We start from the raw sequence: 26,083 nt of genomic DNA, 5'->3' as shown, positions 1-26,083 counted from the left end.
AGTGCAGGATTGTGCAAGGAGATTGCAATACCGGCCCGTGCCGCGCGGAGCTGCTTCATGCTGGGGAATATCACGATGTCCGATTTTCTTGACTCGATCCGCCTTGCCGCCGTTGCGCTTCTGGCTTTCGGCTCGGCGGCCATTGCGCAGGACGCTGCGCCGCCCAAGCAGGTCGGGGTGGTGGAACTCACCCGGCAGGCCGTGCCGATGGTCGCGACCCTGCCGGGACGCGCCGTTTCAGGCGCGGATGCGGCGATTCGGCCGCGGGTCGGCGGGATCATCACCGAGATTCTTTACAATCCGGGGCGGACACTGAAACAGGGTGATCCGATGTTCCGTATCGACGCGGCCACTTATGAAGCCGCGCTGAGCAGTGCCGAGGCGGATGTGGCGGCTGCCAAGGCGGCACTGATCGAGGCCGAGGCGTCTTACGAGCGGACGGAACGGTTGCAGGGTTCGGGAACGACACTGGCGCAGGTCGAGGCCGCGCGGGCAACCATGGAGCAGGCGCGCGCCACGGTGCAATCGGCAGAGGCCGCCTTGCGTGTGGCGCAGGTGGAACTGGACTGGACCACGGTGACCAGCCCGATCGACGGCATGGCCAGCGTGGCGCAGGCCTCGGTGGGCGATCTGGTGACGGCGGGTCAGGCGGATGCGCTTGCTACGGTGACGCGGCTCGATCCGATCGAGGTGGACATGTATGCGCCTTCCGCCCGGATGCTGGCGACGATCAACGATATCCGCAACGGGCGGCTGACGATGAGCGAGAAGCTGCAGGCGACGCTGACGCTGGAAACCGGCCAGACCTATGAGGCCACCGGCGAGATGGTCGCGCCCAGTTTCAGCGTCTCGACCTCGACCGGCTCGGTGGATACGCGGTTCCGTTTCGACAATCCGCATTACCTGCTATTGCCGGGCATGTTCGTGCGCGGTCAGGTCGAGCTTGGCACTGTCGAGGCGTTCCTCGTGTCGCAATCCGCCACGACCCGCGACCGCAGCGGCAAGCTGACCGCATGGGTGGTCGAGGATGGCAAGGCGGTGCTGCGCGAGTTGACCGACGAAGGGACATATCAGCATCATTGGATCGTGACAGAGGGGCTGGAGGACGGCGATCTGCTGGCGGTCGACGGGCTGACCGGGCTGGAGGACGGCGCCGAAGTAACCACGGTGCCGGTCACTTTCGACGAAAACGGCGTGGTGCGTGAGGCCGAAAACCCCAAGGCCGACGATGCCCCGGCGGCCCCGGCCGACACTCCGGCGGCGGAGTAATCCGATGGCGCATTTCTTCATTCACCGTCCGGTTTTCGCATGGGTGATCGCATTCGTGACGATGCTGGTGGGCGGTCTTGGGCTATCCTCGCTGGCCATCGAGCAATATCCCCAGATATCACCCACAACCGTCCGGATAAGCGCCAGCTATAACGGAGCATCGGCCGAGATCGTCGAAAGCTCTGTCACCACGGTTGTCGAGGATGCGATGACGGGGCTGGACGGGCTGATCTATATGACATCCAGTTCCTCGCCCGGTTCGGCCTCGATCTCGCTGACTTTCGACGATTCGGTCGATGCGGATATCGCGCAGGTTCAGGTGCAGAACAAGTTGCAGCTTGTGACCTCGCAATTGCCGGATATCGTTCAGCAAACCGGGGTGAACGTTTCGCGCTCCACCTCGTCTATCCTGCTTGTCGGTGCGTTGACCAGCAGCGACGGGCGCTATTCGACGGTGGAACTGGGGGATCTGGTTGCGCAGCGGATCGAGGATCCGGTCAAGCGGACTCCCGGCGTCGGCTCGATCAATACCTTCGGTTCGGGCTATGCCATGCGGATCTGGCTGGATCCGATGAAGCTGGCGCAATATCAGGTAACCCCCGCCGATGTGACCGCCGCCGTGGCCGAGCAGAATACCAATGTCACCGTCGGCAGCCTTGGTGCGCAGCCCACGGTCGAGGGTCAGCGTCTGACCATGTCTCTGTCGGCGCAGTCCCAGTTCTCCAGCGTCGAGGAGTTCGAGCGTATCCTGCTGCGCGTGGACCCGGACGGCTCGACCGTATTCCTTGGCGATGTCGCGCGGATCGAGATCGGGCAGGAAAGCTATGGTGGCGAGTCGCGCTATAACGGTAATCCGGCTGCGGGTTTCGGCGTCAATCTGGCAACCGGGGCCAATGCCGTCGATACCGCCCAAGCCGTGCGCGACGTGCTGGCCGGGATCGCCTCGTCGCTGCCTGACGGGGTCGATATCGTCTATCCCTACGATACCTCGCCCTTTGTCGAGGAATCGATCAATCAGGTCTATCACACGCTGGCCGAGGCCGTTCTGCTGGTCTTCCTGGTGATCCTTTGCTTCCTGCAAAGCTGGCGCGCGACGATCATTCCGGTGATCGCGATTCCGGTGGTGCTGCTTGGCACCTTCGGCGTGCTGGCCTTTGCGGGTTTCTCGATCAACACCCTGACCATGTTCGGGCTGGTGCTGGCGATCGGGCTTCTGGTCGATGACGCCATCGTCGTGGTCGAGAATGTCGAACGCGTGATGGAGGAAGAGGGGCTTGGCCCCGTCGAGGCGACCGAAAAGAGCATGAAGGAAATCACCTCGGCGCTGGTCGGCATCGTGATGGTCCTGTCGGCGGTGTTCCTGCCCATGGCCTTCATGACCGGCGCGACCGGGGTGATCTACCGGCAATTCTCGGTCACCATCATCACGGCGATGGTGCTGTCGCTGGGCGTCGCGGTGATCCTGACACCCGCCATGTGCGCCAGCCTGCTGCGCCCGCGCAACCATGATGGCGGGATCGCGCCGGCGCGCTGGTTCAACCGCAATCTTGATCGTGCGACGCGGGGCTATGGGTCTGCTGTCTCCCGGCTGGTCCGGCGGCCGTTCCGCATGCTGATCGTTCTGGTCGCCATCGGCGCGGGGGCGATGGCGCTGTATCAGAAGCTGCCCGGTTCGTTCCTTCCTGACGAGGATCAGGGCGTGATGCTGGTCATGGTCGAGACACCCGACGGATCGACGGCGGCCCAGACGCAGGCCGTTGTCGAAAAGGTCGAGGATTACCTGCTGAACGAGGAATCCGAGACGGTTGAGTCGGTCTTTGCCGCGCTTGGCTTCAGCTTTGGCGGTTCGGGTCAGAATACGGCGATGGTCTTTGCCAAGCTGCGTGACTACGATGAGCGCGAAGGCTTTGATGTCGCCTCGCTGGTCACGCGGGCCAATGCGCATTTCTTCATGACCAACCGTTCGGGGCAGGTCTTCTTCCTGCAACCCCCCGCCATTCCGGGCATGGGCGTGTCGTCCGGCTTCTCGATGTATCTGGTCGATCAGGCGGGGCAGGGACAGGAAGGACTGTCGGCGGCTGCCGATCAGCTTGTCGCGATTGCGCAGGAAGACGGGCGCGTGACCAATCTGCGCGGCAATGAATCACCTTTCGAGACTTCGCTGCGACTGGATATCGATCAACAGAAAGCCGCTGCTTTCGGCCTGTCGATTTCCGAGGTCAACGCGATGCTGTCGGTGATCTTTGCCGGGCGCGACGTCAATGATTTCGCGCTTGGCACGGAATTGCGCCCGGTCATCGTGCAGGGCGAATCCGAGGCCCGCTCGCGCCCCGAGGATATCGACCGCTGGTATGCGCGGAACGATCAGGGCGAGATGGTCTCTTTCGGCGCATTCTCGACGCAGGCATGGGATCAGGAGCCTCAGGCGCTGTCCCGTTATGGCGGCACTCGCGCGCTGGAACTCAGCGGGGCGGCTGCACAGGGCCTGTCATCGGGAGCGGCAATGGAAGCGATGGAGGAAATGGTCGCCGATCTGGATGGGGGCTATGGTTCGGCCTGGACGGGGCTGAGCTATCAGGAACGGTTGTCGGGCAATCAGGCCCCGATGCTGTTCGCGCTGTCGGCCCTGGTCGTGTTTCTTGCGCTTGCGGCGCTGTATGAAAGCTGGACGGTACCCTTGGCGGTGATGATGACCGTGCCGATCGGTATTCTCGGGGCATTGGCGGCGGCATTGATTTTCGGGCAGTCGAACGATGTCTATTTCAAGGTCGGGCTGTTGACGACAATCGGTCTGGCCGCACGAAACGCGATCCTGATCGTGGAATTCGCGCAGGCATTGGTCGCGCAGGGCAAATCATTGCTGGATGCCGCTATCGAGGCGTCAATGATGCGGCTGCGCCCGATCCTGATGACGACATTCGCCTTCATGCTGGGCGTGTTGCCGCTTGCGATCGCGAACGGGGCCGGGGCAGGGGCGCAGAACTCGATCGGGATCGGGGTGCTGGGGGGGATGGCATCCTCGGCGGTGATCGGGATATTTCTGGTGCCGGTCTTCTATGTTGCCGTCCTGCAGGGCGTGAAGCTAGTCGCGCGCAAACGCAAGGTCCGCGCCGGGTAAGAGCGTTGCGAGGCGTGACAGGTGCCTGAAGCGCCGACGGAACCCTGTGCGGCAATCGCCGGTCGCGAGATCACAGATGGCCGAAGGTGGTAATTGCCCGAGCATATTCCTGCCCGGCCGGATATGCGCCCCGTTACTGCGGGGCGCATAAAGACGTGGACCGTCACCCGCTTCGATCGCCTATCGGTACATCAGTTCCGGCAGGAAGGTCACAAGGCCGGGGAATACGGCGAACAGCACGATTGCCGCCAGCAGGATCAGCAGGAAGGGAAGCGTATCCCGTGCCACCTCTCCGATACCCTTGCCTGTCAGGGATTTCAGCACGATCAGATTGAAGCCCACAGGCGGCGTGATCTGCGCGCATTCGATCACGATCACCACGAAAATCCCGAACCAGATCAGATCGATCCCGGCAGCCTGAACCATTGGCAGCACCACAGAGCTGGACAGGACCAGAATCGAGATTCCCTCGAGAAAGCAACCCAATATCAGGAAGAATATCGTCAGCACGACGATCAGCATCGCGGGCGACAGATTCATGCTGTTCACCCATGACGCTGCCACGCGGGGAATATCGGCGAAGCCCACAGCGATGGACAGGCAGGCCGCGCAGGCGATGATGAACGAGATCATGCACGAAATCCTTGTCGCCGCCATAAGACTGTCGATGAACATGCGCCGCGACATCGTTCCGTTCAGGAAAGACAATATGAACGCCCCGAGAATGCCGATGGAGGCGGCTTCCGTAGGTGTCGCCAGCCCCCGATAGATCGAGCCGATGATGGCGGCGATCAGCAGCACCACCGGCAGCAGGTCACGCGATGCCTTCAGTTTCTGCATGAAGGGCATGGTCGGAGGAACCTCGCCCCGCTTATCGGGATTCAGTTTTGCCCATATGGCGATATAGCCCGAAAACAGCAGGATCAGCACCAGCCCCGGAACAATGCCGGCAATGAACAGCCGCGCCACCGATTGCTGTGCGATGACACCGTAAACGATCATGATGATCGAGGGCGGGATCAGCAGACCGAACGTCCCGGCGCCTGCCAGCGATCCCACCATCATGCGGGAATCGTATTTGCGCTTGCGCAGTTCGGGAACGGTCATGCGCCCCACCGTTGCACAGGTCACTGCCGATGATCCCGACACCGCCGCCATGACGCCGCATCCAACGACATTGACATGCAGAAGCCCGCCGGGCAGGCGCGCCAGCCAGGGGGACAATCCCTGAAACAGATTGGATGACAGGCCCGAGCGCATCAGGATCTCGCCCATCCATACGAATAGCGGCAGCGCGGTCAAAGCCCAGTTCCAGCTTGCATCCCACATGGTCGAAGCCATGATCGAGCCTGCGTCCACCGGAGTGAAAAACAGGAACATGACCACCGACGCGCTGAGCAGCGACAGCGCAATCCAGACGCCGCTGCCCAGAAACAGCAGCAGGCATAGCAGGAGGGCGACGAAAGAGGCGGTTGTGCTATCCATCACGTTACTCCGCCGTGCTGTCGGTATTGGTTTCGTAATCCGGCCGATGCCCGGCCAGAACCAGCGTGGTCTGCTCGATGATGCCGATGCACATCACGGCCAGACCGAAGGCGATCCCGCTTTGCGGGATCCACATCGGTATCGCCAGCAGACCGGGGCTGAGTTCATTGATCCGCCAGGTTTCAAGCGTGAATTTCGCCATCTGGAACGCCGCAAAGGCGGTGATCACGATGCCGGTGGCGCAGCACCATAATTCCACTCCACGCTTGATCTTGCCGCCCGTCAGTTGCGCGACGATCTCGACCCGCACATGACCGCCATTCACGAATGTATAGGCCAAGCCCAGAAAGGTGGACGCGGCCATGCAGAAACCGGACAGTTCAGTCATCTCGACCGCGCGGCCCATCTGGCGGGCCACGATCTGCGATAAGGTTGCTACGGCAATTGCCGCAAGAAATGCACCCGCAGCATAGCCGCAAACCAGATAGAGCTTGTGAGCAATGGCTCTCAACATGAGTGTCTCCAATGTTGCCGGACAGGCCGCAGCCAGTGAAGGCCGGGATTACTCTTTGGAAGCCAGATAGTTATCCAGGACCTCGATTCCTTCGGGAGAAGCGTCTTTCTTCCATTCCTCCATCATCTGCTCGCCGATTTCCGCCATCTTCTCCTGAAGTTCGGGCGAGGCATCCGATGTCGTCATGCCGTGCTCTTCCAGGTTTTTGATCTGTTCATCGGCGGCTTCCTGGCTAAGTTTCCAGGCCGTTTCCGTTGCATTTTCGCCGGCGGTGATCACCACTTCCTGCAATTCGGGATCCAGCTGCTGCAAGGCGCGCTCATTGATGATGATGCCGTTCTTGTTATGCATCGAGCCGGTATAGGTGAAATAATCCGAATAATCCCAGCCCTGAATATCCGTGCCCGTCTGGGCCGAGGTGAACAGGGCCTCGATCAACCCGGTCGAGAAAGCCTGCGGTACTTCGGCAAAAGGCAGGATCGTTGCCTGGAAGCCCAGCAATTCGCCCATGCGCTGCGTGGCGGGGGAATAGATGCGCAGTTTCACGCCTTCGAATTCGGAACCGTCGGTCACCTCGAAATTGGTGAAGAAACCCTGACCCGGCCACGGCATATAACTGAGAACACGCATGCCTGAATCAGCGAATTTCTCTTCGAACCATGGTTTCGATGCCTCCATCAGCAGGCGCGCTTCGTCATAGTCATTCGCAACATTAGGCACGCTGTCCAGCGTGAACATGGGATCCTCGTTACCATAGACGCCAAAGCGGATCTCGCCCAGTTGCACCTGCCCGGTCTGCACGGCCCGGCGGATCGCGTCCAGTTTGATAAGCTCGTCATTCGGGCGCAGGTCGATGGTGAGTTCGCCATTCGATTTGGTTTCGACCTCTTCGATGAATGTGCGGATCGTCTTGGTGAAGAAGCTGTCTTCGGGATAACCCGAGGCCATGACCCATTTGGTTTCTGCCGCCGCCGCCGAGGCGAGGCAGATCGCCGCTGTGGTCATCCCGAGTCTTGCGAAAATCTTCATGATATTCTCCTCTGTTGGGTTGCATTATTGTTATATGCTCCGGTCAAGTCTAACGCGGGTCAGGCGGTTACGGGAATATTTGTTTCCCCGGTTTGCCTTGCATACAAGGCGGAACCCTCTGTGCTGCAAATCTGTGCAATAACCCGCCTGCGGGGACGCCTTTGCGCGAGCCGGGGCGCAGGGCGGTTTCGCTGTAAATCCGCTATTCTGCCTCCGTTCCGCCGCGATATCTCCTTTCTTGGTGTTGCGTAAACAGGCCGGGCGCTTCCGTCAGATGGTCTCGCCCAGCTTCGCTTTCGATATGACTTCCTCGATATCCCGATCGTTCAGCCCGTAATGTTCGCGGGCGAAATCGGCGGTGATATATCCAAGTGCAAGGTCGCGGCGGATCAGTTCGGGCGCGCGTTCGGCCGGGGCGCCATAGCCCGCGCCACCGGGCAGGCCCATCATCACCTTGCGGCCATGCGGCACGAATTGCTTGCCCTTGCCACGCATCGCAGTGCCGTCATCCTGCGCGATTGTCATCGGCGCGCCTGATCCGCCGCCGCGACGTCCCCGGGCGGGGTGATCGACTCGGTCGAACATTGCCTGAAAGTCAAATTCGTGGCCTTCGCGTGCGCCCAGCTCGATATATTGGCCCAGACCGCCGCGAAACCGGCCCGCGCCGCCTGAGTCGGGCCGCAACTCCTTGCGCCAGAAGATGACCGGGCCGACCTGTTCGGTCGCCTCGACCGGCATTGTCATCACGCCCGACGGAAAGGCTGTGGCGTTCAGCCCGTCAAGCGCGGGCCGCGCCCCGGCGCCGCCGGAATTGAAGGCCAGTACCTCTGCCCGCAGGGCTTCTTTTGGCGCGGGCGCGTCACTGCGCGGACGGGTTGAGACCTGAAAATTGCACAGGCTGCCTGCGCCTTCGGCATGGACGGTTTCGGGCAGCAGCTTGTCGAGCGCATCATAGACCGTATCCGGTACCATATGCCCAATGATATGGCGCAGCGCGACCGGCGCGGGGTGCAGCGCGTTGACGATGCTGTTTTCGGGGGCGGTGATCTCGAAAGGTGCCAGAGAGGCGGCGTTATTCGGGATTTCCGGTGCGATGGCGCATTTCAGGGCATAGCAGGTATAGGCCTTGGTATAGACCAGCGGCACATTGATGCCCTTCTTGTCCACGCCTGAAGTCCCGGCCCAGTCGGCCACGATCCGGTCCTTTTCGATGGACAGGCTGACATGCAGATCGATCGGTTTGTCGAAACCGTCGATCTGCATATGGCCCTTGGCCGTACCCGGTTTCAGGGCATTGATCCGCTCAAGCGTGGCGCGGCGGGAATTTTCCATAATGAAGCGCGAGATGTCGGACAGGTCGGACAGCCCGAACTCCTGCATCATGTTGATCAGACGGCGATGCCCGACCTCGTTGCAGGTGGCAAGCGCGTAGATATCGCCGACCAGCATGTCGGGCGCGCGGACATTGCCCCGGATGATGCGGATCAGGGTCTGATCGACCTCGCCCCGCTCGATCAGTTTCATGACCGGCAGATACAGCCCCTCTTCATAGACCGAGTTTCCGTCCGCGCCAAAGCCGCGCCCGCCGATATCGACGACATGCGCGGTGCAGGCGAAGAAGCCGACCAGTTGCCCCTGATGGAAAGAGGGGGAGACGACGGTGATATCATGCAGATGGCCGGTGCCTTCCCACGGATCGTTGGTGATATAGACGTCGCCCTCGAACATGTTGTCGCGGCCGATGCGACGGATGAAATGCGCCACGGCGTCGGCCATGGCGTTGACATGGCCCGGCGTTCCGGTGACGGCCTGCGCCAGCATCTCGCCCGCCTCGTTATAGACGCCCGCCGACAGATCTCCGGCCTCTCGCACACTGGTCGAGAACGAGGTGCGGATCAGGGCCTGCGCCTGTTCCTCGACCACCGAGATCAGGCGGTTCCACATCACCTGACTGGCGACTTTTCCGACCTTAGACATTGGCGGCTCCTTTTTCGTCGCGTTGCGATGCGGCTGTGATGGCCCGGATATCCAGTGTGCCATCCGGCTGGGCAATCAGTTCCTGACTGGAGGGCAGGACAATCGTCGTCTCATCCTCGGTGATGACCGCCGGGCCGGTAACATGCTGGCCGGGCGCAAGATCACCGCGCTGCACCACCCCGGCCCCAAGCATCTGTCCCCGCGCGGCATCGAACAGGTCGCGCTGCCCGCTGACCTGCGCCGCATCGCCCTGCGAGGCCGGTTCGACCGGATCCGAGATATCCGGCTCGGTAAAGGCGTTGACGGCCCAGACGGTGATTTCCACGCCCAGCCCCTCGACCGGGCGGCCGAAGAGTTTGCTGTATTCTTCCTGAAAATGTGCCAGATAGCGTTCCGGATCGGGCGAGGATATATCCGCTTGATTCAGCAGGACGGGAACTTCCCATCCCTGACCGGAATACCGCATGTAGATTTTATGTTCGGTCCTGATCTCGGCTTTCGCATCGCAGCCGCGGACAAAGCTTTTTGCTTCCTCTTCCATCTCGGCGAATAGCTGTTTGACCGCCGCCGTATCGAAACCGTTCATCTTCATGAAGACCGAACGATTAGCTTCGAAGCTGAAGGGCGCGCGCAGAAAACCGATGGCCGAGCCGACGCCAGCCCCTTGCGGGATCAGGCAGCGCGAGATCCCCAGCTTCTCGCATAGCCGTCCGGCGTGAAGCGGCGCGGCGCCGCCGAATGCGATCATCGTGTATTCGCTGATATCCTCGCCATTCTCGACGGCATGGACGCGGGCGGCATTGGCCATATTCTCGTCCACCACCTCGGCCAGCCCCCATGCGGCCTCGGTCACATCCATCGACAGCGGTTTGCCCAGCGTTTCAGTTAATGCGCCGGCGGATTTGTCGGGATATAGCGGGATGGTTCCGGCGGCGAAATTGGCCGGATCCAGCTTGCCCAGCACCAGATCCGCATCGGTCACGGCGGGACGGGTGCCGCCCCGCCCATAGCAGGCGGGACCGGGTTCCGATCCGGCGCTTTCCGGGCCGACACGAATCTGATTAAGCGCATCGACATGCGCCAGAGAGCCGCCACCGGCCCCGATCTCGACCATGTCGATCACCGGGATTGAAATCGGCATGCCCGAGCCTTTCTTGAAGCGATAGCTTCGCGCCACCTCGAAAACCCGCGCGGTTTTCGGTACCTGCTTCTGAATCAGGCAGATCTTGGCAGTGGTGCCGCCCATATCGAAGCTTAGCACCTTATCCAGCCCGTGCCGCGCGGCGATATCGGCGGCGAATACCGCGCCGCCTGCCGGACCGGATTCCACCAGCCGCACCGGGAATTCGGCCGCTGTGGCGATGTCGATGATACCGCCGCCCGAATGCATCAGAAAAACCGGGCAATCCGCGCCCTCATCCCGCAGGCGCTGCGCCAGACGGGTCAGATAGGATTTCATCAGCGGCTTGATATAGGCATTCGCGATGGTGGTGTTGAAGCGTTCATATTCGCGCATCTGCGGCGAGACTTCGGACGAGATCGAAATCATCGCATCCGGCAGCTTACGCGACAGGATCTCTGCGATCCGGCGTTCATGCGCGTCATTGACATAGGAATGCAGCAAGCCGACCGCGATGCTTTCATAGCCTGCGGCGGCAAGATCATCGGCAAGCGTTTCGACTTCGGCCTCATCCAGCGGGATCAGCACATTGCCATCCGCATCCAGACGCTCGGTCACGACATGGCGGCGGTTGCGGGGCAGAAGCGGCTCGGGAAGGACAAGGTTCAGGTCATATTGCTCGAACCGGCTTTCGGTGCGCATCTCGATCACATCGCGAAAGCCCTTGGTCGTGATCAATGCGGTCTTGGCTCCGCGCCGCTCGATCAGGGCGTTGGTGGCCAGTGTCGTTCCGTGAATGATCTGCCCGATCTGGTCGGGCGCGATTCCGGCCTTGGCGCAGACGCGATGCATCCCCTCGACGATCGCGTCTTCCGGCGCGGCATAGGTGGTCAGCACCTTGGTCGAATGCCGCTCCGGGCCGATCTCCAGCACCACATCAGTAAAGGTGCCGCCGATATCGACGCCAAGACGTGTCAGAGTTTTCGTCATCGCTTCCTCGTTGTCAGCTGTTCAGCGAGCTTAGGGCAGAAGAAGTATAATGAAAAAATTCTTTATTCTGATAAATACTATTCGAATATGTTATCCTGTACCGCTTTCGGGTGGGAAAATGCGCTGCGCGATCTGAACCGCTTCCTTCAGCCATGTCGGCGCGGGATCCAGAAGGTAGCGGGCCGAGAACACCAGATCGTCGGGAATCCACGGGTAATCGACACGCACCAGTTTCCCTTTGGTCAACACATCCTCCAGCATCGCGACAGGCAGACATGCGACGCCCAGCCCGTTCAATGCCATTTGCAGACAGGTTCCCATGTAAGACAAGGACATCAGCCGCAGCCTCAGCCCCTGATTGCGGAAATGATCGCCTATCTGCTTGTAAGCCTGCGACGTCCGCGCATGGGCCAATATAGGCTGTGCCGCGAGTTCCCGTGCCGAGATGGGCCTGCCGGCCAGACACAGACCCGGCGCCGCGACCCAGCAATGCGCGCTTCTTCCCAGTTGCAGGGTTCCTCCGGCCAACCGGTCGAAAGGTGCATTCTGGATCGTCAGATCCAGCGACCTGTCGAACAGGGCCTTGCTGAGATTCGCGCTCATGTCGACAGTCAGGTCGATATCGATACCGGGAAAGCGTTCCCGCATTTCCATCAGGAACCGGGACAGCCATGTATGGGCGATCAACTCGCTGACGCCAAGGCGCAGCATTCCCTCGAAGCGGGTATCGTCATCGACTGCCGCCAAAAATGCATCTGCGGCTTCAAGGATCGCCCGTGCCGGATTCAGCAATGCCTCTCCTCGCGGGGTCAGGCGTACCGAACCGGCGTCGCGTTCCATCAGTCGTTGCCCGATATATCCTTCGAGCTGGGCGATGCGGTTCGAGATACTGGGTTGCGTCGTGTGCAAACGCTCGGCGGCGCGGCGGAAAGTGCCCAGATCGGCGACTTCGACAAAAGCCTCGATATGCTTGATATTCAGTTTGAAGCGTGACATTCCCGCGATCCTTCCAGCTTTCGGCCCCATATCAGGCAATTACGAGCCCCGGCGGGCAGGCGCCCGACGGTTCAGAGCCGTCAGCATGACTGTGATCTTAGGGGCAGGGAGGCCGGCATGGAAGAAGCGACCCGGCATATCGCCGATATCCGGCGTACCGACCGGAGAAATAATCCGCCTGTGGATAAAACTGCCCGGATACCCGGCATGCAGCATTCGAAGCCCGCGCAGTTTGATTTCACTTGGGAAGAAACCTTTGGGCGAGAGCAGAAAATTTTGCACAACCTGCGTTAACTGTTAAATCAGAAAGTACCTGACAGCATCGGATAATACTTGACTCAGGCGTTATAAACGTAGTGGTATTCAACCACTTTTACGGGGGATATTTTATGTTGAAGAAGCTCGCTTTTGTTACCGTCGGAATCGCAGCGCTTGCCGCCTGTTCCTTGGATCCTAAGCAATATGAATCGACTCCGGTAACGGTTGATACGCCGCAGGGTCAGATTGTTTGCCAATTGTACACGAAAGACATCGTCAGCTGGGATCGCTCGATCGATCGCCCGGACAACATGTCTGTGAAAACTGCCGATGCATATTGTTTGCAAGAAGGCCAAAAACAAAAGGCAATGTAATCGGGCGTTGAAACCGTCTGAAATCCGGATCCGTCCCGTTTTGTAAATGGGGCGGGTTTGTTGTTGGTTGCGGCCCGACGGTCCGACAGTGTTTCGCAGGGCTTATATAAAACTACCGCCCATTTAAAAGCAGCGGTTCGTACCGGCCGTTCAGTGCATCAGTTTGATAACATCATGCCGGGGATTATCGTGCCCGACCCGGGTTGGCACCCCGGCTCGGCGGCATCAATGCGAATAATCCAGAGACGATCACGATTCCCGAGCCAAGGATGGTCCATAGATCGGGCTGCTCCTGGAAGAGCAGAATTCCCGCGATCATGGCAAAGACCAATCGTGTATATCTGAATGGCGTCACCGCGGCGATCTCGCCCGTACGCATGGCGATAGTCAGTGCCGTATAAGCAACCACGCCCGCGGTCGTGGCCGCAAACAGACATATGGCCGCCTTGGCAGACGGCCATTCGGGCCAGGAACCGAAGGGCAGGGCGATCATCCCCGAAATGATGAGCATCAGAAACCCCGCGACGCCAAGCTGACGATGAGACATCGATTGCGGTGCGGCTCTGGTCGCCAGGTCCCGGCCCGCAAAGCCCAGCGTCGCGATTACCGCAAGCAGCGACAAAAGGCTGAATCCATCGGTTCCGGGGCGCAGGATCATCACGACTCCGGCAAAGCCGACAAACACGGAAAGCCAGCGCCGAAGACTTACCTTTTCGCCAAAAAAGGCGCCCGCCCCCGCAATGACGACCAATGGCGCAGCCTGAAGAATGGCCGAAGCGGTGGAAAGAGGGGTAAGGGCGATGGCCAGCATGAAGAAAAGCCGTCCCGTCACCTCGAATGCCGAGCGCGACAACATCACCGGCGATAACATGGAATTCGACAGCGGCTTTTCACCCACCCGCACGGCAAGCGCGGAAAAAGTCAGAAATCCAAGGATGCCGAAGGAGAGCAGCACCTGACCTATCGGCAGGCTTGCCGCCGCCTGTTTCAGGAACGCATCCTCAAGGGCAAAGCAGCCCATCGCCAGGATCATGCACATCGCGCCCTGAAGGTTCCAGGCAGAGCCACCCCGACCGTGCGAACTGGTCATTCGTCACCTTCACCATAAGCGATATTTCGTTGCCATATCATCATGAATCAAATCCCGGAAGGGCTTCCATCATTTGCGTGGAATCATATTGCGACGATGACGCCCCTATAGGGATTTCAGGGATCGATACCCGCGTCATCGGCTTGCGACGCATCCCGCCTGCCGGTCACGAAATCCGGGAACAACCGGATCAGGCAGTTATCGCGTCACATCGATAGGTTTCGCGCCGCCCCGCCTTGCTGCTCAGAGCCCGGTCGCTTCGTCCAGCCCCAACATGATATTCAGGTTCTGCACCGAGGCGCCCGACGCTCCCTTGCCCAGATTGTCCAGAACCGCCACGATGGTCGCGCAGCCCGCATCGCGATTTCCCTGAATCGAAATATGCATCATGTTCGTGTGGTTGAGCGCCGTCGGCACAATTCTCGCACGGCTTTCATCCATCGGCAGAACCTTTACGAACTGCGCGCCGTCATAATGACCGGCAAGCGCATCATGCAGATCCGCCATGCTGCGCCGGTCGTTCAGATGCAGCGGAAGCTGCACGGCCATGCCCTGCGCGAAATTCCCGACCGAAGGCGCGAACACCGGCTGCACAGTCAGCCCGCCCCAATGCATGATCTCCGGAAGATGCTTGTGGACCTGCGTCAGCCCATAGATGAAATGCGCCGGAGCCTCGCCGCGTTCATATTCCGCGATCAGGCTTTTGCCGCCGCCCGTATATCCCGAAACGGCGTTGATCGAGACCGCTTCGTCCGCCGGGATCAATCCCGCCGCGACCAGCGGCGCGATGATCGCGATCGAGCCGGTGGAATAGCAACCGGGATTGCTGACCAAACGGGCCTGTGCGATCCGCGTGCGGTTCCCAGGGGCCAGCTCGGGAAAGCCGAACACCCAGTCAGGATCCACGCGATGCGCGGTCGAGGCATCGATCAGCCGTGTATCCAGATCAGAGCACAGCCTGACGGCTTCGCGCGCCGCATCGTCCGGCAGGCACAGAATCGCCACATCTGCCGCGGCAAAGGCTTCGCGCCGCGCATCAGGCTCTTTCCTGCGGGCGGGATCGATCTGGATCAGGCGGATATCGTCGCGCGCTTCCAGCCTTTCGCGGATTTGCAAACCCGTCGTGCCGGCTTCGCCGTCGATAAATACATTATGCGCCATGCCCGGACCTCCGTTGGAACGTCCCGCTTATAGGCATAACCCGGCAGCATCACAATCATTCAGATCGAGCAAATCTCCGAGCGGGTAAGGAACCGTTTCTCCCGCCCGTTATCAAGGCTGAACATCCCGCCCCGCCCTGGCACGACGTCAATGATCAGATCGGTATGTTTCCAGGCCTCGTACTGGCTGGCCGAGATATAGAACGGCGCCCCTCCGATTTCGCCCAGTTTCACATCGCGTTCGCTGACCTTGAATTCACCCTGCGGATAACACATCGGGGAAGACCCGTCGCAGCATCCTCCGGACTGATGAAACAGCACGGGGCCGTGATCCGCCACGATCTCATCAATCAGCTGAAGCGCCTCGGATGTGGCAGTGACTGTGGACATCTTGCGCCTCCTTCTCCACGCTCGGTTCGCTGGTGCGAACAGGTTTTCAGGTATTTATGCAAAGAAGAAGCCCGCTGTCTTTCTTCTTCTTCTTCTTCTTTGTACAAATATCTCGCAGGGGGTGCGGGGGCTGCGCAAGCCCCCGCCATGGTTCTCAGAAGAAGCCCAGTTTCTTGGGGCTGTAGCTGACCAGCATGTTCTTGGTCTGCTGATAGTGATCCAGCATCATCTTATGCGTTTCCCGCCCGATACCCGACTGCTTGTAGCCGCCGAATGCCGCATGCGCGGGATAGGCGTGATAACAATTGGTCCAGACGCGGCCCGCCTTGATCGCGCGGCCAAAGCGATAGCAGGTATTGGCATCGCGGCTCCAGACGCCGGAACCAAGCCCGTAAAGCGTATCATTGGCGATGGACAGGGCCTCTTCGTGATCCTTGAAGGTGGTTACCGACACGACCGGGCCGAAGATTTCCTCCTGGAAAACCCGCATCTTGTTATTGCCCTTCAGGACCGTCGGCTCGATGTAATAACCAGAGCTCAGATCGCCGCCCAGATCGGCGGCCTTGCCTCCGGTCAGCACTTCGGCGCCTTCCTGACGGCCGATGTCGAAATAGCTGAGGATCTTTTCCTTCTGCTCGGAACTGGCCTGCGCGCCGATCATCGTATCCGCCTCGCGCGGGTCCCCCTGTTTGATGGCCTTCACCCGGGCAAGGGCGCGGTCCATGAATTTATCATAGATCGATTCATGGATCAGGGCGCGTGACGGACAGGTGCAGACTTCGCCCTGATTGAGAGCGAACATCACGAAACCCTCGATTGCCTTGTCGAAGAAATCGTCATCCTCGCGTGCCACGTCGTCAAAGAAGATGTTCGGCGATTTGCCGCCAAGTTCCAGCGTCACCGGGATCAGGTTTTCGCTGGCATATTGCATGATCAGACGGCCCGTCGTCGTCTCGCCGGTAAAGGCGATCTTGGCGATGCGGGGGTTCGATGCCAGCGGCTTGCCGGCCTCCAGCCCGAAGCCGTTGACGATGTTCAGCACGCCCGGAGGCAGCAGATCACCGATCAGGTCAGCCCAGACCATGATGCCCGCCGGGGTCTGTTCGGCCGGCTTCAGCACTACGCAGTTCCCCGCCGCCAGTGCCGGAGCCAGTTTCCAGCAGGCCATCAGCAGCGGAAAGTTCCACGGGATGATCTGGCCGACCACGCCCAGCGGCTCGTGGAAGTGATAGGCAACGGTATCGTCGTCGATCTCGGACAGGGCGCCTTCCTGTGCGCGCAGAACACCGGCGAAATAGCGGAAATGATCGATGGCAAGCGGCAGGTCGGCGGCCATTGTCTCGCGGATAGGCTTGCCGTTATCCCATGTCTCGGCGGTGGCCAGCAGATCGAGATTCTGCTCCATCCGGTCGGCGATCTTCAGCAGCACGGCGGAGCGTTCGGCCGGGGCGGTGCGGCCCCATTTGTCCTTGGCGGCATGGGCCGCGTCCAGCGCGGCCTCGATATCATCGGCGTTCGAGCGGGCGATTTCGCCGATTTCACCGCCGGTGATCGGGGTGGTGTTGACGAAATACTTGCCCGATTTCGGCGCGGCCCATTTCCCGCCGATGAAATTGTCATAGCGCTTGGCGAAGGGCATCACGCCCACGCCCTTGAATTCATGCGTCTGATCGTTTGGCATTGTCGTCCTCCTTTGACACATCCCGGACTCCCCATCCGGGTATGCGGGCAGGATTGGAGAAGCAGGGGCCTCAGGCAATCGCCCGCGCGGTGACACTGTCCCGAGTTGTCTCACCAGTGAGACAGTCGTGGTTATTTTTCGCCCAGTTCCAGCCGGGCCATGCGCCGGTACATGGTCGCGCGGCCGATCCCAAGCGCACGGGCCGCCGCCGAGACATTGCCATCCGCGCGCGCCAATGCGCGGGCAACCGCGGCGCGTTCTGCCTTGTCGAAACCGGACAGCTCATCCTCGCGCCCCAGCAAATCGGCGGCGGGGCGGGGGCGGATCGCGCCTTCCCGTTCAAGCCCCAATGCCCGCCGGGCCGCACGGGTAGCGCCGATGGCAAGATCGTCCTTGTCCACCGCCAGAAGTGTGGCCGCGCCCGTGCCGTCACCGGATATCCCGTCGCCGGATGCCACCACGATCCGCGCGTCGGGGAAGCTGGCGCGGAAGAAGATCGCCTCGATCGCGCGCGCGGTCTGGGCGACCTGCGCCGAGATCAGCCGGTTATAACGCTCGGTTTGGTCCGCGCGGGCAGAGCTGACATCCAGCGCCGCAAGCAGGCGGCCATCCGGCCCCCAGATCGGTGCGTCCATGCAGGACATGGCGGTGTTTCTGGTATGAAAATGTTCGTTCCGGTGAATCGTGACCTGCCGCTCCTCGACAAGGCATGTGCCGATGCCATTGGTTCCCTGAACCGCTTCGGACCAGTCGACACCCTGCCACAATCCCCATTCCCGGAACTGGGTCGCATCCGCGTCATTCACCCGCTGATCCAATACGACGCCATCGGCATCGGTCAGCAGGACGTTGCAGCCCGAGAGACAAACGAGATTGTAAAGCTGGTCGATCTGCGGGCCGGCGACATTCAGGAAATGTTCCATGGACTGACGGCGGATGGCGAGTTCGGAACATGACAACCGTTCCGGCCGGTGCCTGTCGGCCGGATCCAGGCCATGTTTCATCATCGACCGCCGCCATGACGCGGCAAGGGCGGATGTCGCAGAATTGGATCGCGATTGCTCGGCCACAATATCGGCGTGGCTTCGACTGGTCATGATTCTCCTCCCGGTGGGAAGAGTATAACAAATCCTGCGGGAAACCTCTGCGATTTTTGTCTGGAGCCGTTCAGGGCAGCTTCGCCGGCATCCTTATGCCAGCGATTTCGAACCCATCGACAGGAATTTCTGCCGCCGATCACTAATCAGTTCCGCCGGTTTCTTGCCCGCAAGCTCTTCGAGCATGGCCTGAATGCCGCTACCGACCGCCCCGATCGCGGCGCCGGGGTCGCGTTGAGCGCCGCCCAGAGGTTCAGAGATGATCCTGTCGATCACTTCGAGTTTCTTCAGATCCTGTGCGGTCAGGCGCAGCGCCGTCGCTGCATCGCGCATCTTCTCGGCATCCTTCCACAGGATCGACGCGCAGCCCTCTGGCGAGATGACCGAGTAGATCGAATGTTCCAGCATGGCGATCCGGTTGGCGGTCGCGAATGCTACCGCCCCGCCCGAGCCGCCTTCGCCTATGATGACGCTGACCAGTGGGACGCCGATTTCAAGGCATTTCTGCGTGCAGCGGGCAATGGCTTCGGACTGGCCGCGTTCTTCCGCGCCCTTGCCGGGATAGGCGCCGGGCGTGTCGACGATGGTGATGACCGGCAGGCCGAAGCGATGGGCCAGATCCATCAGGCGGATCGCCTTGCGATAACCTTCCGGCCGCGCCATGCCGAAATTGTGATGGATGCGTGATTGCGTATCATGGCCTTTTTCGTGGCCGATCACCACGCATGGGGCATCGTTGAAACGCGCGAGGCCGCCCATTACGGCATGGTCGTCGCCGAATGCGCGGTCACCGGCCAGCGGTGTGAATTCGGTGAACAGCATCTCGATATAATTGCGGCAATGCGGCCGGTCGGGATGCCGGGCAACCTGCGTTTTGCGCCATGGATCCAGATTCTTGTACAGATCTTTCAGCAAATCGCCGGCTTTCTTGTCCAGCGCGGCCGCCTCTTTTTCGACATCCACAGCATCTTCCGATTTCCGGGCCATGACGCGAAGTTCTTCGGCCTTGCCCTCTACATCGGCCAGCGGTTTTTCGAAATCGAGATAGACCATGCGCAATATGCTCCGGGCTTGTTCGCTTTGCGCCCCCTATATGCGGGCAGGGCGGGCGAATTGCAACGCGGCGAATATGATCCCGGCCATGCGCGGGGCTGAACGGCAGGCTGCCGCTCTTGGCAAAGAGATTGGGTGGGGTTATCTGTTCCGCATGTGGCGGAAGATTTTTTCGATCATGTTTTTTCTGTTGCTTGGCTTTGCACCGCTTCAGGTTGCGGTGCATTCCGCAGATATGTCTTTCGCACAGGTGCAACAGGATATAATGCCCGAGATGTCGGGTCAGTCGATTACGACCCATGATCATGTCGCCAGCGATGACGGGGCACGTGATTCGATAAGCGATCATAACTCTCATCGAATCAAGTGCCCGACCAGCAGCAGCTGTTGCATGTGGAATTGCCCGGGATTGACGGCTGACGAGGCCGTTCCCGTCGCGGAGCTTGCGGCAGGAATTCATGATTTTCCGCCGGCGACGGTTGCGCGCGGGCTGTCTTTGCCGGTCAGCGATCCGCCGCCGAAACCCCTGTCTCTTTGAAACCTCGCGTCCCCTGTGACGTGTATTTCCCAGGATTTTCAGACGGGAACCGAGTTTCCCGTTTCTATCGGAGACAGATATGACCTATTTTACCAGACGCGGCTTGCTTGCCGCGAGTGTTGCAGCCACTGCGGCTGCACAATTTCCGCGCATCGGCATGGGGCAGACACCCAAGACGGGCCCCGCGACGCGCCTTGTTGCCACCAGCCGGGTGCTTGACATAAATGGCCGGGCCGCGACGGTCTGGGGCCTTGAAGGTCCCTCGGGGCAGGGGTTGACGCTTGATCCCGGACAGAGATTCAGGGTCGATCTGACGAATGATCTGCCCGATCCGACCCTGATTCACTGGCACGGCCAAATCCCCCCGAATAAGCAGGACGGCGTCCCCGATATGCCGATGCCCGCATTGAAGCCCGGCGAAACCCGAAGTTATGATTATGCCACGCTTCCGGGAACTTTCTGGATGCATGCGCATATCCCCATGCAGGAAATGAGGCTTCTTGCCGCGCCGCTGATCGTGCGCAGCGAAGAGGATCTTGCCGCGGATCGTCAGGAAGTGGTGATGTTCCTGCATGACTTCGCCTTCAAATCACCGGCAGAGGTGCTTGAGGAGATCGCGGGCGGTCATGCCCAGAGCAACGGCCATCATGGCGGCCATGCGACGGAGCGGAAGCCGCCGATGTCCGGTATGGACCACGGCGGGATGGAGATGCCCGGGACGGCGGCGAAAGAAGAACATGACATGCCCATGCAGGGGATGAACATGCAGGATATGGATCTGAATGATTACGAATGGGATGCCTATCTTGCGAATGACCGCACCTTGTCCGATCCGGAGGTGGTGCGGGTCGAGCGTGACGGGCGGGTGCGCCTGCGCGTGATAAACGCTTCGGCCGCGACGGTTTTCTGGATCGATACCGGTAAGGTCGAGGCATCGCTGATCGCGGTGGATGGTCATGCGGTTGAACCTGTCACTGGGTCGCGGTTCGGCCTTGCCATGGGACAGCGGCTGGATCTTGATCTTGATCTGTCCGGCGCCGGAGTCTGGCCGGTTCTTGCGTTGCGGGAAGGCGCGCGCGAGCGTACCGGGCTGATCCTTGCCACAAGCGAAGCCCGGGTGACGAAGCTGGATATTCTGGCGTCAGAGGCCGCGCCGGCCTTTGACGTCGATCTTGCCCAGGAAACACGGCTGGCCGCACTTGCGCCGTTACCCACCCGCGATGTGCAGCGCAGTCATATGCTGATGCTTGGCGGTTCGATGCAGCCATATCGCTGGACCATCTCGGGCAAGACCTGGGGCGAGCATATCCCGGTCGAGGCGCAATCCGGTGAACGCGTCGAGGTCACGTTCCACAATATGTCGATGATGGGGCATCCGATGCATCTGCATGGACATGTCTTTCAGGTGGTGGATATCAACGGGCAGCGGATCAGTGGCGCAAGGCGCGACACGGTTTATGTGCCGCCGATGGCGATGGTGACGGTTGCGCTGGATGCGGGCGAGGCCGCGCGCTGGATGCTGCACTGCCATCATATGCCGCATCTGGAAATGGGCATGATGACGGAATTCGCGGTTGCGTCAACCTGAGACCGGTCAGGGCCGGATCTCGACCCTGGTGCCGACGGATGCCGCCGCGAAAAGTTCGGCGATTTCGATGTTCGAGATGGCGATGCATCCGGCGGTCCAGTCACCCGGCAGGGTGATGCCCTCTGGCAACTGGTTCGGCTGTCCGTGAATGAAGATGTCGCCGCCGGGATCAAGACCCTTGGCGGCGGCGCGGGTGCGGTGTCCGGTTTGCGGATAATCGATCCCCAGCGACAGGTGATAAGCGCTTTGCCTGTTCAGGCGATCGATGCGGAAAATCCCCTCGGGCGTCTTGCCGTCGCCCTCACGGCGCTTGTCGCCTTCGGGTGCGAAGCCGAGCGCGATACGATAGGTCTTTAGCGCCGCATCGTCCCGGAAAACCGTCATGCGGCGGGCGGATTTCTCGATCAGGATACGGGTGACGGGTCCGTTCAACGCGGTTTCCTGCGGCGCGACCCGGTCGGTCGGGCCTGGGCGCTGCGGCAGCAATATCGCCCATATCCCGAAGATCACCGCGATCAGCGTCAGCCCCGAGAAGAGGCGCGCCAGCAGGTTCATTGCAGATCGGAGAAGGCGTCCTGCAATTGTTTGACGGCCTGCGTCACGCGGGCACGCGGCGTGGCGATGTTGAAACGCAGGAAATTTTCGCCCCCCTGACCGAAGCTCGTGCCGTGATTGGCAGCGATACGGGCAGAGTTCTGAACGCGGGCGGTGAATTCGGCGGTGCTCATCCCGGTGCCCGAAAAATCGACCCATGACAGATAGGTCGCCTGCAAGGGCATCGAGCACAGGCCGGGAATGGCGTTCACCCCGTCATCGAAAACCCGGCGATTGCCGTCGAGATAGGCGGTCAGGGCATCCACCCATTCCGCGCCCTCGGGCGAATAGGCTGCGGTGACCATATCCATGCCGAACAAGCCCGGAGAGATACCGCGCGCCATCAGGGCGCCCTTGAATTTGCCGCGCAGATCGTCATCGGCGATGATCGCGTTGCCGATATGGGCACCGGCGATATTGAAGCTTTTGGTTGCGGCGGTCAGTGTCACCAGCCGGTCGCGGATCTCGGGAATGAGGGCGGCAATCATGCGGTGGCGATGTCCCGGCATGACCAGATCACAATGGATATCGTCGGAAAGCAGAATCAGGTCGTGGCGGGTACAGAAATCGGCGACCTCGCGCAGTTCTTCTTCGCTCCAGACGCGGCCGCCGGGATTATGAGGCGAACACAGGATCAGCAGTTTTTCATTGCCGCTGAGCATGGTTTCCCAGCGGCTCCAGTCCATCCGGTACTGGCCGTTTTCCTGCGCCAGCGGCAGTTCCACCAATTCGCGCCCGCTGGCCCGGACCACGCGGCCAAAGGCGTGATAGACGGGGCTCATGACGATGACGCCGTCGCCCGGGGCGGTATAGGCATCCAGCGCCATGGCCACGCCATTGACCAGCCCGGCGCAGGTCAGGATCCAGTTGGTCTCGATCTGCCAATCGTGGCGGTTCGCCATCCACCACCGGATCGCTTCGAGATAGGGAGCATTCGCGCCGGGATAACCATAGATGCCATGCGTAGCGGTTGCTTCGACGGCGCGCTGGACGGCGGCTGGCGGCCGGAAATCCATATCCGCCACCCACATCGCCAAGCCGCCTTCGCCCGGGGCGACGCCATAATGCGCCTCCATATCGTCCCATTTCGAGCAATGCGTGCCGATGCGGTCTATCACCTCGTCGAAATCGGGTCGTGTCATGGCGGGCTCCCTTGATATCGCGTTTTGTGCCATGCATACGCTGCTTGTTGCGGAAGGTGAAGCCTTGCCCTAAATGCAAGGCCATGACGATATTGAGACCGATCCTGATCCATCCCGATCCGCGGCTGAAAAAGCTTGCGGAACCCATTGCCCGCGTCACGCCCGAGATCGAGGCGCTGGCCAGCGATATGCTTGCCACGATGTATGAAGCGCCGGGCATCGGACTTGCCGCGCCGCAGATCGGCGTGCTGCAACGGATGTTCGTCATGGATGCCAATCGCGACCCCGAGGCCGAGCGGCAGCCGATGGTGCTGATCAATCCCGAGGTGACATGGGAATCCGAGGAAAAGAATGTCCATGAAGAGGGTTGCCTGTCGATTCCCGAACAATATGCCGAGGTAACCCGCCCCGCGCAGGTGAAGATGCGCTGGCTCGGGCTGGACGGAAAGAGCCACGAACAGGAGTTCGACGGGCTGTGGGCGACCTGCGCCCAGCATGAGCTGGATCACCTGAACGGGGTACTGTTCATCGATTATCTCTCGGCGATCAAGCGGCAGATGATCACCCGCAAGATGGTCAAGCTCAAGCGGGAACGGGTGCGTGGCTAAGGATGGGGGTTCCGCGGGGATGCGTCGGAACTGCGCTCTGCGGCGGCCAGGGCCTTGCCCCACGTCCCGGGATATCGGGATGAAAGAAAAGCAGATCGGGCTTCCGGCTGATGACAGGTGCGGTGGATGACAGTCCGGGCTTTCCTGCCATATTCGGATCGCCGCCTGCATATCCCGGCCGAGCCGGTCGAGGCGGTGACCGAGACGGTGCGGATGATCTGGGACGACATGATCGAGACGATGGAGGCAATGCCCGGAGTCGGGCTGGCCGCGCCCCAGATCGGGATCATGCTGCGGCTTGCGGTTGTGGACGCGTCGCAGACCCGTCGGGAAGCGGTGCGGATGGCCAATCCCGAGATCCTGCATGCCAGCGTGAAGCTGCGCAGCCACGACGAGGCCAGCCCGAACCTGCCCGGCGTTTTCGCCCGGATCGAGCGGCCCCGGGCGGTTACGGTGCGTTTCATGAACGATACCGGGGAAACGGAAGAGCGGGATTTCATCGGGCTCTGGGCGACCAGCGTACAGCATCAGATCGACCATCTGAACGGGCGGCTTTACGTCGATCACCTGTCGCCTTTGCGCCGCAAGCTTTTAGTGCAGAAATCGGTCAAGCTGGCGCGGCGGAATGCCCGGTAATCCGGCACGATCCGCGGTCGGAAGCCGGCCAAGCGATATCACCTGTTTGTGAGTGCGGCCGTTTTCGTGACATCATGCGTAACGATATTGGTGCAGGTAACGTAAGTTAGGTTTGAGAGATGCAGGACGAAAAAACCGTGTCGGCACATAAATCCGACTGGTCGGAATTGATGCGGGCGGCCCTGCATGGTGATGCCGCGGCCTATCGGCGGCTGTTGGCGGAAATGGCGCCGGTATTGCGCGGGATTGTTCGTTCGCGTGCCTCCGGCATGGGAAGTGATTGGTGTGAGGATGTCGTGCAGGATACATTGATGGCGATTCATCTGAAGCGGGGGACCTGGAATCCCGAATTGCCGCTACGCCCATGGGTTTATGCGATCACACGGCACAAGGTGATCGACGCCTTTCGGCGGAATGGCCGGGAAATCTCGATGCCGGTCGACGCATTCGCGGATCTGCCTCAGGCGGAACCCGAAACCGATCCGATGGAAAGCCGTGACGCCGAAACGCTGATCGATCGCCTTCCGGAACGCGACGCGGCATTGCTGCGCTGTCTTGCGCTGGATGGGCACGGAAATGATGAATGTGGCCGCCGTCTTGGACTTGCCCCGGGGGCGCTGCGCGTGGCGCTGCATCGCGCGTTGAAACGTCTTGCCGCCATCCGCCGGGAGGAAGGGCTATGAGAACCGATCAACTGATCCCTGTGCTTGCCTTTGATGATACGCCACCGCGCCCGATCGCGCCGCGTATTCTGGGAATGGCGGGGCTGTGGCTAATGGCGGCGGCGGCTATTGCGCTGCTGATATTGGGCATTCGTGAAGATCTGCTGCAAGCCATGTCCACTCCGGTCACAGCGATGAAATGGGTGCTGCCGCTGGGAAGCGCGATACCGGCGCTGCTTGCCGCGATGGCATTGACCCGCCCGGTCACCTTGCGGGTTCCCATTCTGTGGACCGCGGCTGCGGTCGGAGCGGCGGCGGCGCTGTGGCTGCTGTTGTCGATCATGGGAACCCCCGCTGACCAGCTTATGCCGGGTATTCGGGGCAATTCGCGCGTCGTTTGCCTGACCTCGATTATCGGCATTTCGATTCTGCCCCTGGGGACTGCGCTTTGGGTGCTGCGGGACGGGGCAAGCCCTGCACCCGGGCTGAGCGGGGCCTGCACAGGTCTGGCGGTGGGGGGATTCGCTGCGGCTATCTATGCCCTGCATTGCAATGAAGATGCGCCGCTGTTCTTTCTGGTCTGGTACAGTCTGGGGATACTGATCGTCGGCGCGATCGGTGCGATTGCGGGCAGACGGCTGCTTCGCTGGTAGTGGCGGGCGGTTAACGTTTTATCTGACTGCCAGAAAAAAGGGGGCCGAAGCCCCCTTTTCC

At 60.8% G+C, this 26,083-nt stretch carries 24 protein-coding genes; 10 read left to right on the top strand and 14 right to left on the bottom strand.

The features are described from left to right. Positions 1–57: 57 nt before the first annotated feature. A complete protein-coding gene (locus tag Q0601_RS19160; protein ID WP_305291520.1) occupies positions 58–1,269 on the top strand; it encodes an efflux RND transporter periplasmic adaptor subunit in 1,212 nt (403 codons plus the stop codon). A gap of 4 nt (positions 1,270–1,273) precedes the next feature. Next, entirely contained in the window at positions 1,274–4,387 is a 3,114-nt protein-coding gene (locus tag Q0601_RS19155; RefSeq protein WP_305291519.1) for an efflux RND transporter permease subunit, read from the top strand. A gap of 180 nt (positions 4,388–4,567) precedes the next feature. Here the strand turns inward: Q0601_RS19155 and Q0601_RS19150 are convergent, their stop codons facing one another. The 6 genes from Q0601_RS19150 to Q0601_RS19125 all read right to left on the bottom strand — a co-directional run bounded on the left by Q0601_RS19150 (position 4,568) and on the right by Q0601_RS19125 (position 12,498). Further along, the gene (locus tag Q0601_RS19150) at positions 4,568–5,872 is read right to left on the bottom strand and encodes a TRAP transporter large permease (RefSeq protein WP_305291518.1); all 1,305 of its coding nucleotides are present in this window, start codon (positions 5,870–5,872) and stop codon (positions 4,568–4,570) included. A 4-nt stretch (positions 5,873–5,876) separates the two neighbouring features. Then, positions 5,877–6,386: a TRAP transporter small permease gene (locus Q0601_RS19145; RefSeq protein ID WP_119751381.1), complete on the bottom strand. Its 510-nt coding sequence runs from the start codon at positions 6,384–6,386 to the stop codon at positions 5,877–5,879. A gap of 48 nt (positions 6,387–6,434) precedes the next feature. Next, positions 6,435–7,415 carry a TRAP transporter substrate-binding protein gene (locus Q0601_RS19140; protein WP_305291517.1) on the bottom strand — a complete coding sequence of 327 codons (981 nt, stop codon included), beginning with the start codon at positions 7,413–7,415 and terminating at the stop codon, positions 6,435–6,437. A gap of 270 nt (positions 7,416–7,685) precedes the next feature. Next, positions 7,686–9,392, bottom strand: coding sequence for a hydantoinase B/oxoprolinase family protein (locus tag Q0601_RS19135; RefSeq protein ID WP_305291516.1), 1,707 nt, complete (start codon positions 9,390–9,392; stop codon positions 7,686–7,688). After that, positions 9,385–11,502, bottom strand: coding sequence for a hydantoinase/oxoprolinase family protein (locus tag Q0601_RS19130; protein WP_305291515.1), 2,118 nt, complete (start codon positions 11,500–11,502; stop codon positions 9,385–9,387). Before Q0601_RS19130 ends, Q0601_RS19135 begins: the two co-directional genes overlap by 8 nt. Positions 11,503–11,592: 90 nt before the next feature. Then, the gene (locus Q0601_RS19125; protein ID WP_305291514.1) at positions 11,593–12,498 is read right to left on the bottom strand and encodes a LysR family transcriptional regulator; all 906 of its coding nucleotides are present in this window, start codon (positions 12,496–12,498) and stop codon (positions 11,593–11,595) included. A gap of 117 nt (positions 12,499–12,615) precedes the next feature. On the opposite strand from Q0601_RS19125, the gene Q0601_RS19120 reads away from it, so the two are divergent. Together Q0601_RS19120 and Q0601_RS19115 are read left to right on the top strand one after the other, a co-directional pair. Beyond that, the gene (locus Q0601_RS19120) at positions 12,616–12,792 is read left to right on the top strand and encodes a hypothetical protein (protein ID WP_305291513.1); all 177 of its coding nucleotides are present in this window, start codon (positions 12,616–12,618) and stop codon (positions 12,790–12,792) included. A gap of 95 nt (positions 12,793–12,887) precedes the next feature. Continuing rightward, complete coding sequence (locus Q0601_RS19115; protein WP_305291512.1) at positions 12,888–13,130, top strand: hypothetical protein; 243 nt, start codon at positions 12,888–12,890, stop codon at positions 13,128–13,130. Positions 13,131–13,314: 184 nt separating this feature from the next. On the opposite strand, the gene Q0601_RS19110 is transcribed toward Q0601_RS19115, so the two are convergent. The 6 genes from Q0601_RS19110 to Q0601_RS19085 form a co-directional block, all read right to left on the bottom strand. After that, positions 13,315–14,220 carry a DMT family transporter gene (locus Q0601_RS19110; RefSeq protein WP_305291511.1) on the bottom strand — a complete coding sequence of 302 codons (906 nt, stop codon included), beginning with the start codon at positions 14,218–14,220 and terminating at the stop codon, positions 13,315–13,317. A 243-nt stretch (positions 14,221–14,463) separates the two neighbouring features. After that, positions 14,464–15,381 carry an N-acetyl-gamma-glutamyl-phosphate reductase gene (gene argC / locus Q0601_RS19105; RefSeq protein ID WP_305291510.1) on the bottom strand — a complete coding sequence of 306 codons (918 nt, stop codon included), beginning with the start codon at positions 15,379–15,381 and terminating at the stop codon, positions 14,464–14,466. 59 nt (positions 15,382–15,440) lie between these two features. Next, positions 15,441–15,770, bottom strand: a complete 330-nt coding sequence (locus Q0601_RS19100; RefSeq protein WP_305291509.1) for a DUF779 domain-containing protein — start codon at positions 15,768–15,770, stop codon at positions 15,441–15,443. A 154-nt stretch (positions 15,771–15,924) separates the two neighbouring features. Then, complete coding sequence (gene adh, locus Q0601_RS19095) at positions 15,925–17,451, bottom strand: aldehyde dehydrogenase (protein WP_305291508.1); 1,527 nt, start codon at positions 17,449–17,451, stop codon at positions 15,925–15,927. Positions 17,452–17,582: 131 nt separating this feature from the next. After that, positions 17,583–18,548 carry a helix-turn-helix domain-containing protein gene (locus Q0601_RS19090; protein ID WP_305291507.1) on the bottom strand — a complete coding sequence of 322 codons (966 nt, stop codon included), beginning with the start codon at positions 18,546–18,548 and terminating at the stop codon, positions 17,583–17,585. Between the two features lie 93 nt (positions 18,549–18,641). Then, a complete protein-coding gene (locus Q0601_RS19085) occupies positions 18,642–19,601 on the bottom strand; it encodes an acetyl-CoA carboxylase carboxyltransferase subunit alpha (RefSeq protein ID WP_305291506.1) in 960 nt (319 codons plus the stop codon). On the opposite strand from Q0601_RS19085, the gene Q0601_RS19080 reads away from it, so the two are divergent. Further along, positions 19,600–20,139 carry a hypothetical protein gene (locus Q0601_RS19080; RefSeq protein ID WP_305291505.1) on the top strand — a complete coding sequence of 180 codons (540 nt, stop codon included), beginning with the start codon at positions 19,600–19,602 and terminating at the stop codon, positions 20,137–20,139. The two genes, Q0601_RS19085 and Q0601_RS19080, sit on opposite strands and share 2 nt — an antisense overlap. 79 nt (positions 20,140–20,218) lie before the next feature. Then, positions 20,219–21,727: a multicopper oxidase family protein gene (locus Q0601_RS19075; RefSeq protein WP_305291504.1), complete on the top strand. Its 1,509-nt coding sequence runs from the start codon at positions 20,219–20,221 to the stop codon at positions 21,725–21,727. 6 nt (positions 21,728–21,733) lie between these two features. On the opposite strand, the gene Q0601_RS19070 is transcribed toward Q0601_RS19075, so the two are convergent. Both Q0601_RS19070 and Q0601_RS19065 read right to left on the bottom strand, forming a co-directional pair. Next, on the bottom strand, positions 21,734–22,282 hold the full coding sequence (locus Q0601_RS19070) for a L,D-transpeptidase family protein (RefSeq protein WP_305291503.1): 549 nt from the start codon (positions 22,280–22,282) through the stop codon (positions 21,734–21,736). Continuing rightward, the gene (locus Q0601_RS19065; protein ID WP_305291502.1) at positions 22,279–23,463 is read right to left on the bottom strand and encodes a MalY/PatB family protein; all 1,185 of its coding nucleotides are present in this window, start codon (positions 23,461–23,463) and stop codon (positions 22,279–22,281) included. Before Q0601_RS19065 ends, Q0601_RS19070 begins: the two co-directional genes overlap by 4 nt. An 83-nt stretch (positions 23,464–23,546) precedes the next feature. On the opposite strand from Q0601_RS19065, the gene def (Q0601_RS19060) reads away from it, so the two are divergent. The 4 genes from def (Q0601_RS19060) (at position 23,547) to Q0601_RS19045 (ending at position 26,022) form a co-directional block, all read left to right on the top strand. Continuing rightward, the gene (gene def, locus Q0601_RS19060; protein ID WP_305291501.1) at positions 23,547–24,071 is read left to right on the top strand and encodes a peptide deformylase; all 525 of its coding nucleotides are present in this window, start codon (positions 23,547–23,549) and stop codon (positions 24,069–24,071) included. Between the two features lie 126 nt (positions 24,072–24,197). Next, the gene (gene def, locus Q0601_RS19055) at positions 24,198–24,707 is read left to right on the top strand and encodes a peptide deformylase (RefSeq protein WP_305291500.1); all 510 of its coding nucleotides are present in this window, start codon (positions 24,198–24,200) and stop codon (positions 24,705–24,707) included. 119 nt (positions 24,708–24,826) lie between these two features. Beyond that, positions 24,827–25,390, top strand: coding sequence for a sigma-70 family RNA polymerase sigma factor (locus tag Q0601_RS19050; protein ID WP_305291499.1), 564 nt, complete (start codon positions 24,827–24,829; stop codon positions 25,388–25,390). Then, positions 25,387–26,022: a DUF1109 domain-containing protein gene (locus Q0601_RS19045; RefSeq protein ID WP_305291498.1), complete on the top strand. Its 636-nt coding sequence runs from the start codon at positions 25,387–25,389 to the stop codon at positions 26,020–26,022. Before Q0601_RS19050 ends, Q0601_RS19045 begins: the two co-directional genes overlap by 4 nt. Positions 26,023–26,083 lie beyond the last annotated feature (61 nt).

The organism is Paracoccus wurundjeri (assembly GCF_030678915.1).
Taxonomy (GTDB): domain Bacteria; phylum Pseudomonadota; class Alphaproteobacteria; order Rhodobacterales; family Rhodobacteraceae; genus Paracoccus; species Paracoccus onubensis_A.
The sequence above is the reverse complement of the archived record's forward strand: the minus strand, read 5'-3'. Positions and strand labels throughout refer to the sequence as shown.